Origin of the sequence: Apibacter sp. wkB309 (assembly GCF_002964915.1) — a bacterium.
GTDB lineage: Bacteria > Bacteroidota > Bacteroidia > Flavobacteriales > Weeksellaceae > Apibacter.
Genome location: NZ_PSZL01000005.1, coordinates 106,561 through 120,249, shown reverse-complemented (window position 1 = coordinate 120,249; position 13,689 = coordinate 106,561). Strand labels below are relative to the sequence as shown.

The window sequence follows — 13,689 nt, the reverse complement described above, 5'->3', positions numbered from 1 at the left end:
TGGTGGATCTGTTGTTTTGCCCGCTGCTTTAATTACTATTGATGATAAGGCTTTTATGGATACCACTATTAAAGAAATTGACCTTACCAGGGCTTCTAATTTACAAACTATTGGTAATTATGCGTTTGCTTCTTGTGAAGGTTTAAAAGTTATTGATTTTTCTAAAAATACTAATCTTAATAAAATTGGTAAGTATGCTTTTGGTAAATCTGGAACTTATAACTGGGCTAGAACGGCTGCTAAAGTTATTTTACCCGATAATTTATCTAAAATTGATCCGTATGCCTTTTCTCAGTTTGGTGGATCTGTTGTTTTGCCCGCTGCTTTAATTACTATTGATGATAGAGCTTTTATGGATACCACTATTAAAGAAATTGACCTTACCAGGGCTTCTAATTTACAAACTATTGGTAATTATGCGTTTGCTTCTTGTGAAGGTTTAAAAGTTATTGATTTTTCTAAAAATACTAATCTTAATAAAATTGGTGAGTATGCTTTTGGTAAATCAGACTCTTGGAACTTGACTAGAACGGCTGCTAAGGTTATTTTGCCTGATAATTTATCTAAAATTGATCCGTATGCTTTTTCTCAGTTTGGTGGATCTGTTGTTTTGCCCGCTGCTTTAATTACTATTGATGATAGAGCTTTTATGGATACCACTATTAAAGAAATTGACCTTACCAGGGCTTCTAATTTACAAACTATTGGAAATTATGCGTTTGCTTCTTGTGAAAGTTTAAAAGTTATTGATTTTTCTAAGAATACTAATCTTAATAAAATTGGTGAGTATGCTTTTGGTAAATCAGACTCTTGGAACTTGACTAGAACTGCTGCTAAGGTTATTTTGCCTGATAATTTATCTAAAATTGATCCGTATGCTTTTTCTCAGTTTGGTGGATCTGTTAGTCTTCCTAAAAATTTAAAAACTATCGGAAAAGAGGCTTTTTATAATTCTTTAATAAAAGAAATAACTTTACCTGCCTCGCTTAAAAATATTGATACAGATGCTTTTTACAATGCTAAACAACTCGCATCAATTACTAGTAATAATAGTACTCCGCCTTATTTAGGTAAAAATGTATTTTATGGGGTTGATAAAAATAACTGTTTGTTACAAGTTCCTAATTCTTCTCGTCAACTATACGCAAAAGCCGATCAATGGAAAGATTTTCAATTTAAAGAAGCCAATTTATTTATTTCTTTAAATTTACCCGATTCAGATTTTCCTGTTAATACCCCTTTTTTAGTTTCCACTACTCTTGAAAATAAGGGTAAATCCGAAGCTAATAATAATGGTGAAGTAGCTTATTTTTTATCTGAGGATGATCGTTGGGATGATAACGATTATTTACTTGCTAAACATTCTATCTCTGAAACTATACCTGCCAAGGATAAAATTTCTTTTACTACCTCAATATCTTTCCCTGATAAATTAGGCGATTTTTTCTTACTTGCTGTGATCATTCCTAAGGATTCGGCGGATATCTCATTGGAAGATTACTCAAGCTTTGCAGGAAAGGTACATTTATCCCCTGAATATAAAGTGAACATAAACCCCGTAGATAAATCCGTTTATTCCAGAGGGGAAAAAATAATTTTTAATGGTAAAGCCCGGTTCGCCGATAAACGCCCTGCCATTAATAAAAATATTAAAATTAATTTAGTTACTGCAGGTACAAAAAGGGAGTTTTTTGCTAAAACTAATTCCAAAGGAGAGTTTATCTACACCTTCACCCCTTTTGATGAAGAATTCGGTTTTTATCAAGTGGGAGCTTCTCATCCTGATATTTCTACTTTTGCTGCGCAGACTGAATTTACTATTCTTGGTATAGACATTATCGACAGCGATATTATATTTAGAGGTATAGTAAACAATACTGTAGAAGGATCTATTGAAGTTAAAAATAAAACCCATCTTACTTTACATAATGTTACTGTCCATCCTAAAGTTAATTCCGATAGTTATTCTATTTCTTTTGAACCATTGACCGTTTTAGAACCGGAAAAATCAGCTTTAATAAAATATAAGCTTATTGCTAAAAAGGTTACCTTGACTGATAATTACGAGTCTCCGACCTTTGATATTAATGCAGAGGAAGGTAATTTGGCCGAATTCTCCGCTAAATTTACCGCGACTACAGGTAAAGCTTATTTGGAGGTGAAAAAATTTCCTAAAGATATTACTGTAACTAAAGGCAAAAAACGTTTGGTTGAATATACTCTTTTTAATTCAGGAAAAGAAAATACGGGTAAAATCTCTCTTTCTTTACCTTCTGAAGATTGGTTCAGAATTTTAAGTCCGGCCACTGCTTCAATTGATAATTTACCGCCGGGACAAACTGCTACCTTTACTATTGAGCTCACAGGTAGGCCGGATCTTCCTTTGAATTCACCATTCAAAGGTTCCATAGCCGTAAATACCGAAAAAGCCAATTCAATATTAATTCCTTTTGACATTGAGCTTGTTTCTGAAAATGTTGGATCTTTATGGGTGGATGTGGTTGACGAATATTCTTATAATACACCAAGTAAACCTCATGTTAAAAATGCTAAAGTGGTTATTTCACATCCATTTTCCGGTAAGGTGTTGAGCGAAGGATTAACCGACCAAAATGGATTGTATAAATTGGATAGTATTCCGGAAGGGTATTATACCGTTTCTGTTTCTGCTGATAAGCATGAAAATTATAAAAATAATATTTTAATAAACGCCGGTAAACTCAATAATCAACGGGTGTTTATTTCTTACATGGGGGTTTTATATACCTGGGAGGTAACTCCAACAGAAATTGAAGATGAATATGATATCGATTTAAAAGTTGATTATGAAACCAATGTTCCTCAACCGGTGGTTATTATGGAATTCCCTAAACCCTTACCGGATCTTAAACCGGGTAATACGTACAGCTTTATGGTTACTTTAACCAATAAAGGACTTATAGCGGCAGAAAATGCTAAAATTCAATTTGATTCATATAATAATTACGTATTTACCCCTTTAGTTAATAAAGTAAACATCCCTGCTTTAACGGCTATACAAATACCGGTAGTAATGAGTATGAATAATTCAAATAATGATAGTTCCAATGGAAATAGTGAAAACAATAATAATAACAATGGTTCCAATGGAAATAGTGAAGACAACAATAATAACAATGGTTCCAATGGAAATGGTGAAGACAACAATAACAACAATGGTTCCAATGGAAATGGTGAAGACAACAATAACAACAATGGTTCCAATGGAAATGGTGAAGACAACAATAACAACAATGGTTCCAATGGAAATGGTGAAGACAACAATAACAACAATGGTTCCAATGGAAATGGTGAAGACAACAATAACAACAATGGTTCCAATGATAATAACAATAATTCAGATAATAATAATAGTAATAAGGATAAAAACGATGATAAGGTTAACAAAAATAATGGCTGCATAAGTTATGTTAAAGTTTTTTATGAATACAAGTGCGGTGACACTACAGTTAAAAAATCTTCTTACAAGATAACCCATATTAACCCAGGTTGCAGTAACAATAGTTCTTCGGGGCATTTGGATTTATCCAATGGACACGAGAGTCATGGAAGTGGTGGGTTTATTCCTATTGTTATATCTAGAGGCTGTACCCCTTTATCTCAATGCCTTATTGAAGCTGGTGGAGCAATTTTAAGTTGTTTCCCAGGACTTCCTCCACATATAGGTTGTGAATATAGCTATGCGACTTCTGGTTTAACAGCAAAAAATATCTTTCTTTGCCATATCAACGTTATTCCTGTATACGGGTACGCTATAAATTGTTTGGTTTCTTTATACGATTTTTATAGCTGTTATTATTCCGTTAAAAACAAATTTTTTAAATCAGGAGCAAACTATAATGAAATAAATGACGTAGAAGCTATCCTTAACTTTATAAAAACTTCCGATAATTTTAATTACGAATATTATGGAGACGATATTGTAAACAAGTCCTCATTTGGAAAATTCGCAAATGCAACTGCTGCTCACTTAGGTGACAATAAACCTTTTACACCTCAAGATATTGCCGATATCAAAAGTCTTTTTGCTAATTCTGATATAAGCTCTTCTACCATGGATTACTTTTTTACTCGATGGAATTTAACTCTTCAAGCTTGGGATAATGGAGTTTATACTCCTAATGATAATTATCCTGACATAGTAAATAAAACTAAACTTAATGAATATTTGAAAACTATGATTTCTATAAAAGAATATGTAAGTTCCAGAGGATATGATTCTTTAGATGAATTATATGCAGACAGGCTTAATGAAGCTAAAGAATATATTACTCGCAAACAAAATTCTGTCTGTGCTAAAGTTTCATTAGACATTAAGCAAAAAATGGTAATGACAAGAGAAGCTTTTGAAGGGAATTTTACTTTAACTAATGGTAGCGAACAAAAAGGAATTACTAATATTAAACTCGATATTGAAATTAGGGACGATCAAGGCAACTTAGCTAATGAACTTTTCCAAATTAATATTAAATCTCTTACGGATTTATCCGCCATTGATGGTACCGGATCTTTAGACCCGGGCAAAAAAGGTTTTGCCTCCATTTTATTTATTCCTACCAAGAAGGCAGCTCCTAATAAAAATAAATCATATTCTTTCGGCGGTACTCTTTCGTATACCAACCCTTTGACTGATGAAGTAACTACGATTAAATTGTTCCCATCTATATTGGATGTCCATCCTAGTCCTGAAATTTATCTAGATTATTTTATGCAGAGAAACATTTTCGGGGATGATCCGTTAACCGAAGATATTGAACCTATCATCCCGGCTGAATTGGGACTTATTATTCACAATAAAGGAATGGGAACGGCTAAAAATGTACATGTTAGTTCAGCTCAACCACAAATTGTTGATAATCAAAAAGGATTAGCTATTGATTTTGATATTATTGGTTCCAACTTAAACGGTAAAAAACGTCAATTGGGAATAACCAATATCGATTTCGGAACTATAGAAGGTGGTAAAACTGCGGTAGGACAATGGTGGTTTACCAGCTCTCTTTTAGGTCATTTTATAGATTTCGAAGCAAAAATTTCTCATTCTAACAGTTTTGGTAATCCGGACCTTAGCTTAGTAGGTGGTATTAAAATTCATGAACTGATCAAAAGTGTCCGTGTATATGGTAATCAGGATGATGGCATTAATGACTTTTTAGTTAATGATAATCAAGATATAAGAGATTTCCCTGACTCATTATTCTTATCTAACGGTGGAACTGAGCCAGTTTTCCGTACTAAAGATATCGTAATTAAAGAAAAAAATCCCGATACTTTTGTATCTCAAATTGAGATTGTCCCTTCTAAAGAAGGATGGAATTATGGTTTAATTAATGATCCTTGGAACGGCAAATATGTGATTACTAAGATTGTTCGTAATGATGGTGTGATTATTCCATTGGATAACTTCTGGTTAACCCAATGTACACTACATGATAATGCGGATCCTGTTTATGAAAATAAGTTACATGTCATCGATAAATTTGAATCTATACATAGTGCTATCTACACCGTTTATTGGGAAATCAATAAAAATAATGCGGTTAAGGTCGAGGCTATTACTCATGTTCCTGATAAAATTATCTATGAAAGCTTGAATTATGTTGATGTCAGATTCAATACTCCTATTAATCCTGCAACTTTTACTTACAAAGATCTTTATTTGTCTTGCCAGGGGGGTAAAAATTTAATCGACTCCGGCATAACAATAAATAAAATCGATGAAAGAAACTATCGCGTGTTTATACGATCTAAAACTATGAAGTTTGGGTATTACAGATTCCGTGTATTAACCAATGATATTGAAGATGCAAACGGAAATAAAGGGTCAACAGGTAAAGAAGCCTGTTGGACTCAATCTCCTCAAATTAATGTAATTAACGTTTCAGGTATTCTTAATGATGGACAGCCTGTGGATAAAGTAACTATTCAATTTAATATGCCGGTGAATTTTACTAAGGAGGTCATTTATCTTAGAAAAGGTAATTCTGAAACAATACTTCTAGATAATGTAACTATAACCAATAGTGAAGATAAAACTATTTTTACTGTTCAAGGCTTAAAACAATATAATTATATGGATGGTAACTACACATTAGTTATAGACCTGTCTAAAGTTACGGATACCAATGGCAACAAAGGGAAGGATAATCATTCTGAAAAATGGATGGTATATCCTGCTAATGCTAGCATTAAGTTATATCCAAATCCAGTATTATATAACCTTACTCTTGAATCTAATATTCCTTTTAAGTGGTATCATATTGTTTCTCTTTTTGGTAAATCTGAATTTTACCAAACATTCCCGGATCATACTTACAAGGCTATTATTAAAACCAATAATTCTTGGAATAAAGGAATTTATTTGATTTTCATTTATGACAGTAACAATAAATTAATCGCAGTTAAAAGATTTATAAAAATTTAACTCTTTTAATATATTTTTAAGTATTTTATTTTTATATTATACTTTAAATCACGGGGAGAATTATCATTCTCCCCGTTATATTTATTACTCATATTAAATTTATAATATGTTTTGAATTATTTTTATCTATGAATAGAAAGATATATAAAATATACAATATGACTTAAAAAGGATAATTAAAATTTATTGATTTAGCTACGTTAATTGTAAAATCAACTATAATAGTCATTAAAAAAACAAATGCCAAAAAAAGTATTTTTTTGGCATTTGAAATTTATTTACTCTTTTTGATTAAATAAATTATTATAAAATTTTAGTGTTAATAAACCCTGATTACGAATTTATTACATCAAATGTAAGAAATTTAACCTTTGGCTGTTACCGTAATTTCATAATTAAAATAATTATCGCAAAATAGATAAATTATTCACAATATATATCTTATATTATTTTTTATCTCTTAAAAAATAAATAGAAAAAAATAATAAATATCAATAAGTATAAAATTGACATTATTTATATTAAATAAAAATTATGTTAAAATTTATTATTTTAAAAATAAAGCCAACATTTTATCCTCCATTTAATTGAACATCATTGTTTTATATACCCATAGAAATTGAAACATGAGATTTTGGGCTTACTATTTCTTATATTTTTATGAAACTATATATTCATAAAATTTGTAAAAACTAAAATAAACTCATATGAATGTTTGATTCATTTTTATTTTTTATCTTAAATTAGCTATTATGTTTATAAATAATAATTTGTTTTCATTAAAAATTAATTTTATTGCTGTTTTAATAGAATGATAAAAGCAACAAAACAAGAAAAAGACATAGTTCTTGAAATATTACATAGTGCTTTCTTTAATGTACTTATTCCAAATTCAATCAACTTCACGATAAAAAAAGACTGTAAGAGGCATGAAAGATTAATGGCTCTAATGGATTATCAATTTAAAATGTCAATGAAATATGGAGAAGTTTTTATTAGTAATGACAAAGATGGCTGTGTATTATATATCGATAAAATATATTCCAGTTTACAAAAGATTAGTTGGGAAATTGAACTTCTTTTTAAATGTATAGGTATTGAGAATACTTTTAAAACCCTGAAAAGGGAAAATCTTTTAAAAAGGTATCATCCTAAAGAACCTTTTAAGCATTTATGGTTAATGGGAGTTCGACCAAAATTTCAAGGCAAAGGGATAGGAAGCAAATTAATCAATGAAACCCTTAAAAGATATAAAGGAGATTTAATTTATGTGGAAACAACTATTCCCCAAAATATAAAATTTTATAAAAATTTAGGATTTACCATTTTCCATGAAACACATGAGCTCAATTATCCACTTTATTTCCTCAAATTAAGAAATCAAATATAATTTTTTCATTATACTTTCCAGTTCAAGTCAAGTATACTAACTATATATTTATTTAAAAATTATGCAGGGATAAATTCTAAGCTCCAAAATTTAAAAACCTATATTTTTTTGATGTTGTTAATAAAGATAATACTGAAGGAAAAAATTAATTTATTTTTTCAACGACCTAGCCACAATGAAGCAGACAAAAAAAGTATTTTTAAAGGACTGGCTAAATAAAATTACAAAGACGCAACCAAATTAAGAGCTGAACCCTTAGACTATACCTATCAAATAACAAAGTTTATTGTTAGTGCAAGAAATTAAGCTTATTATCAATTATTAGACAATGTTGAATGATTGGTTTTAATCCATCCATCATTGGATTTTAAAATACAGTTTTACCCATAAGGTCAAAATGGAAAGAGAGGTATAGATATCACTATACTCATAACTTTAGAAATATTAACTTCCTTAGATTTTTACTAAAACCCATCAATAAACTTATTAATAAAAATATAATTCAAAAAAAATAAAATTTATCTTAAATTAGTCTCTTATATTATTCTTATCATTTAATAAAATTTGCTTTATGAAAAAAGCAGTAAGTGAAAATTATACTAAAATTAACCTCATACTAACAAAAGCTTTTGTAAATAATAAATCTGTAAATTTTGTTTTAAAACAAAAAAATGAAAAATATATTTCAAAATTGATGGATTATTCTCTATATATGGGTAAAAAATTTGGGGATATATTTTTAAATGAAAAAGAAACAGCCTGTGCAATACTCATAGATCACAAAAAAAAGAAAACTACATTGGGAACCCTTATTCGAGATATTAAATTTGCCTGTTGCGTGAGTGGATTAAAAAATGCCTATAAAGTAATGAAAAAAGAAAGGATTACTCATGAAACACTGCCTCAAAGCATTGATTTTATTCAACTATGGTTTCTGGGGGTTGATGTTTTACAGCAGGGAAAAGGGAAAGGTTCTGATTTTCTACAAGAGCTTATAGAATATTATAAAGGAAAAAAAGAAGCTATTGTATTAGAGACATCAACAGTAAAAAATATTCAATTTTATAAAAAAAATGGGTTTGAAATATATTGTGTGAATAAAGAAGATTTTGGATTTGATTTTTATTTTTTTATATATAGATATTAATAATATTCGGAACAGAAATTCATTTTATTACATTCATTTATATATGTATCGCCTTTATTAAATTATTTCCTGTATTATTAAAAGAACCATAAGAAATATCATATAATTTTTTTGATACTATCAGTATGTATCCTATTAAATAATTTATCATCGGGACTTCTACCCGATAATAATTTGAAAATAAATATCCTTTCCCAGAATATAAGGGCATATGTTATAGTATCAAGCACAACAATATATTTTTTTTATTATATATACACTGAATATGATATTAAAGTCATTAAATTTATAAATATCTATTTTATACTAATAGTTTCAAGTCTTAGTATAATGCTTCTTTTTATACTTTCCTATACTATTTAAATACTCTTGTTTTATCCGGGAAAATATTTTTGATAATTCCACTAATTATTATTATAATTTTCTTTAATACCAGTTATCAGGAATTAAAAAAATAGCAGTAGTAAAACTATCTGATAAAATCATACAAGAATTAACAACAAAATAAAAAGGACTGGAAGTCTCTTAATTATAACTCTACCTTTTATTAGTGCTATTTTTGGTAGAAGAGCATTAATTAAAGCTTTTGAAATACAAGAAGCAGCTAATCTATTAGTATTGATAATACTTATCAGGTTATTCTTCCTATCACAACTATTACAGATAAAATTCTAAAAACACTCATTTTACTTTCACAAAACATCCTGTATTATTTTTGATTATGGTCAAAATATAGTACAATAAATCAATTGAAAAGATATAAATATATCAAATGCATCTACTCTAAATTTGGTTCGTTTGTAGATGTTAAAGCTTTTAAATATGATAAAATAATTATAAATGGAGAGAAATAAAAAAATGATTAATTTAGAAACTGATAATATTAAACTATTTTGGGGGATATATGGGAAATATTAAAAATAAAAAAACCGCTAATCTTTTGAATTTCAAAATGATTAACGGTCTTTGAGTACCCCAGACGGGACTTGAACCCGTACAGCCTAATGGCCACAGGATTTTAAGTCCTGCGTGTCTACCAATTCCACCACCGGGGCATTAGTATTTTAGTATTTTAATTATCAAACCTGAGCGAAAAACGGGACTCGAACCCGCGACCCCGACCTTGGCAAGGTCGTGCTCTACCAGCTGAGCTATTTTCGCGCTTCAATTAACGTCTTTCTTGTAAATTGGTTTGCAAATATAGAATTGATTTTTCTTATCTGCAAACTTTTTTTTCATTTTTTAAACTATTTTTAATCTCAAATTATTTATACCATTAACACTCAATCTATTAAAAAATTACTAATTTAGTAATGCTTAGGCTAAAAAGGTTTCAAAACTTCTATTTATATCTGATTTATGCATCTTCAACTTAAAAAAAAGAATAGAATTTTTATTAATTGTTTATATTTGTCGAAAAGTTATTCAAAATTTAAAAGTGAAAGCAAGAAAGGAATTTACAGCGGGAATAATAGTAATTGTAACTTTATTAGCCTTTTGGTGGTTGTTTAAATTTTTAAAAGCGCAAAACGTTTTTACAAATCAAAACACCTATTATGTAAAATATAATAAAGTAGAAGGCTTATCTAAATCCAAAAATGTAAATATAAACGGCTTAAAAGTCGGAATGGTGGAATCTATAATTCCTGTACCTACCAAAACTAAAAATATAAGCTTTATTGTAGCAATAAATGTTGATAAAGATTATCAATTTTCCAAAAATTCTGTAGCTCAAATAGTTACCAGTTTTATGAACGGTGCAGAAATTAACTTAGTTCTGGCTGAAGATCAAGCAGAAATAGCAAAAACAGGAGATACTTTGAAAGGAAGTTTATTGCCGGGCCTAATGGATTTAGCCGAAGAAAAGATAAAACCAATTAGTGATAATGCCAATAAAGTTTTATTAAGATTGGATTCTACTCTAGCTTCAACTAATAAACTTCTTAATGAAAAAAATAGACAAAATATAGAATCCTCCTTAGCAAATTTAAATCAAGCTATTGCAGAATTCAATAAGTTAGGTAAAGGGGCGAACCAATTACTGGCTAATAATTCTTCAAAAATTAATTTAGCTATTGATAATGCCAATAAAATGATGGTAACAACCAATACTACGGTTGAAAAATATGGAATGATGGCTGATAAGATCAATAAAGCAGATTTAGATGTTGCCGTTAAAAAATTAGAATCAACTTTAAATAATCTTAACGAAATATCCGGTAAAATAAATTCGGGAGAAGGCTCAATAGGCAAACTAATGAATGATCCCGGTTTATATACTAACTTAACTCAAGCTTCTAAAAATTTAAGTGTTTTATTGGATGATTTAAAAACCAATCCAAAAAGATATGTTCACTTTTCAATTTTCGGAGGTGGCGGAAAAAAGAGTAAACAAGAAGGAACAGCCAAATAATTATAGTATGTTATAAGGGTTGAATATCCACTAATACACTATTTATGGATTACATACAGAGCATCATATTCTTACTTCTTGCATTTGCAGGAATTGGATTGTTTGTTCGTAATATCCTTAAAATAAAAAGAAATATATTATTAGGTAAAGCAGAAAACCGTTCGGATAATCCCTCCAAAAGATGGAAATTAGTTTTACGTATTGCCGTTGGACAAGGGAAAATGATAGCCCGTCCGGTTGCCGGAATATTACATCTTGTTGTATATATAGGATTTGTCATTATAAATATAGAATTAATTGAAATATTTGTAGATGGTATTTGGGGAACCCATCGGTATTTCGGAAAAATTCTCCCCTCTCCTCTTTATAATTTGACAACCGGAACGGTAGATATTCTATCATTTTCTGTTTTAATTGCGGTAACCCTATTTTTTATACGGAGAAATATAATCAAAGTTCCAAGGCTTGATTCCAAAGATTTGCTGGGTTGGCCGCATATTGACGGAAATCTTATTTTGATTATTGAGTTCTTAATGATGCTTTCTTTGCTCATTATGAATGCTGCCGATTTTACTCTTCAAAAAAAAGGTATTTTATATTCTTGCGGATTTTTTCCTGTAAGCAATTTCATATTTAATAATGTATTTTCGACCTTTTCAGTTGAAAGTTTGTATATACTGCAAAAATCAGCCTGGTGGTTTCATTACCTCGGAGTTCTCTTTTTTTTAAATTACTTATATTTTTCCAAACACTTACATATCCTATTTGCTTTTCCAAATACTTATTTTGCTAACCTTAACAAACAAGGTCAACTTAATGATTTGGACTCTGTAACTAAAGAAGTAAAATTATTATTAGATCCCAATGCTGATCCTTATCAAGCATCAACGGAAGAATCAGTACCTGAAAAATTCGGAGTCAGTGACGCTACTGATTTATCTTGGATTCAATTATTGAATGCATATACCTGCACTGAGTGTGGAAGGTGTACATCAAGTTGTCCAGCAAACTTAACCGGAAAAAAATTATCTCCAAGAAAAATCATGATGGATGTTCGAGATCGTATCGAGGAAATCGGTAGAAATATTGATAAGAACGGGAATTTTTTAGATGACGGAAAACAACTTTTAGGTAATTATATTACTCCTGAAGAGATTTGGGCTTGTACAACTTGTAATGCTTGTGTGGAGGCTTGTCCATTATTGATAAACCCACTTTCCATACTAATCGATTTGCGCAGATATTTAGTAATGGAGAAAACAGCTGCTCCTAGCGAATTAAATTCTATGATGAGCAATATTGAAAATAATAATGCCCCTTGGCAATTTAGTCAAAATGATAGAGCCAATTGGACTAAAGAATAATTTTAATTTATTTATATAAATAAACGTAAAATATGGATCGACCTATTAAAACTATGGCAGAATTTAAGGCAGAAGGAAAATCCCCTGAAATACTTTTTTGGGTAGGATGTGCCGGAAGTTTTGATGATCGAGCCAAAAAAATAACAAGATCATTTGCTTCTTTACTTCAAAAGGCCAATATTGAATTTGCTATTTTAGGACAGGAAGAAGGTTGTACCGGAGATCCGGCTAAAAGAGCCGGAAATGAATTTCTATTTCAAATGCAGGCCTTGATGAATATTGAAGTTTTAAATTCATATGAAATAAAAAAAATTGTTACCGCTTGTCCTCATTGTTTTAATACATTAAAAAATGAATATCCTCAATTAGGAGGCACATATGAAGTTTTACATCATACACAGTTTTTACTTTCTCTCTTAAAAGAAGGAAGAATAAAAGTTAAGGGAGGAATTTATAAAGGAAAAAAGATAACTTTCCATGATCCCTGTTATTTGGGAAGAGCTAATGATGTGTACGAAACTCCTAGAGAATTGTTAGCCCAATTGGAAGTTAATTTGTTAGAGATGAAAAGATGTAAACAAAACGGTTTATGTTGCGGTGCGGGTGGAGCACAAATGTTTAAAGAACCAGAACCAGGTACCAAAGATATCAATGTTGAGCGAACTGAAGAAGCTTTACAACTTAATCCCGAAATAATAGCAACGGGATGTCCTTTCTGCAATACGATGCTTACAGACGGTCTTCAATCAAAAAATAAAAGCTCTCAAATCTATGTTAAAGATTTAGCAGAGTTATTGAATGAAAATTTAAGCTAATCTTATCCACCTCTCATACTTATAATTTTTTTTTTTTAAACTGTATCTTATTCAGTTAAATATATCATAATCTATCTTAAATATTTATTTTTTATTT

6 protein-coding genes and 2 tRNA genes are annotated in these 13,689 nt (G+C 29.8%); 6 read left to right on the top strand and 2 right to left on the bottom strand.

All coding sequences use genetic code 11. The features are described from left to right. The first annotated feature begins 16 nt into the window (after positions 1 to 16). The 3 genes from C4S75_RS04800 (at position 17) to C4S75_RS04790 (ending at position 9,000) form a co-directional block, all read left to right on the top strand. On the top strand, positions 17 to 6,463 hold the full coding sequence (locus C4S75_RS04800) for a leucine-rich repeat protein (RefSeq protein WP_255410584.1): 6,447 nt from the start codon (positions 17 to 19) through the stop codon (positions 6,461 to 6,463). A gap of 811 nt (positions 6,464 to 7,274) precedes the next feature. Further along, the gene (locus C4S75_RS04795; protein WP_105297188.1) at positions 7,275 to 7,853 is read left to right on the top strand and encodes an N-acetyltransferase; all 579 of its coding nucleotides are present in this window, start codon (positions 7,275 to 7,277) and stop codon (positions 7,851 to 7,853) included. Positions 7,854 to 8,424: 571 nt separating this feature from the next. After that, positions 8,425 to 9,000, top strand: coding sequence for a GNAT family N-acetyltransferase (locus tag C4S75_RS04790; protein ID WP_105297187.1), 576 nt, complete (start codon positions 8,425 to 8,427; stop codon positions 8,998 to 9,000). Between the two features lie 971 nt (positions 9,001 to 9,971). On the opposite strand, the gene C4S75_RS04785 is transcribed toward C4S75_RS04790, so the two are convergent. Both C4S75_RS04785 and C4S75_RS04780 read right to left on the bottom strand, forming a co-directional pair. Beyond that, positions 9,972 to 10,055 (bottom strand) — tRNA-Leu (locus C4S75_RS04785). Between the two features lie 33 nt (positions 10,056 to 10,088). Continuing rightward, positions 10,089 to 10,161: transfer RNA gene (locus tag C4S75_RS04780), tRNA-Gly, on the bottom strand. Between the two features lie 277 nt (positions 10,162 to 10,438). On the opposite strand from C4S75_RS04780, the gene C4S75_RS04775 reads away from it, so the two are divergent. The 3 genes from C4S75_RS04775 to C4S75_RS04765 are packed head-to-tail and all read left to right on the top strand — an operon-like array spanning position 10,439 to position 13,592. After that, positions 10,439 to 11,413, top strand: coding sequence for an MlaD family protein (locus C4S75_RS04775; protein WP_158254208.1), 975 nt, complete (start codon positions 10,439 to 10,441; stop codon positions 11,411 to 11,413). A gap of 44 nt (positions 11,414 to 11,457) precedes the next feature. Next, positions 11,458 to 12,777, top strand: coding sequence for a (Fe-S)-binding protein (locus C4S75_RS04770; RefSeq protein WP_105297185.1), 1,320 nt, complete (start codon positions 11,458 to 11,460; stop codon positions 12,775 to 12,777). Positions 12,778 to 12,809: 32 nt separating this feature from the next. Further along, entirely contained in the window at positions 12,810 to 13,592 is a 783-nt protein-coding gene (locus C4S75_RS04765; RefSeq protein WP_105297184.1) for a (Fe-S)-binding protein, read from the top strand. The last annotated feature ends 97 nt before the right edge of the window (positions 13,593 to 13,689 follow it).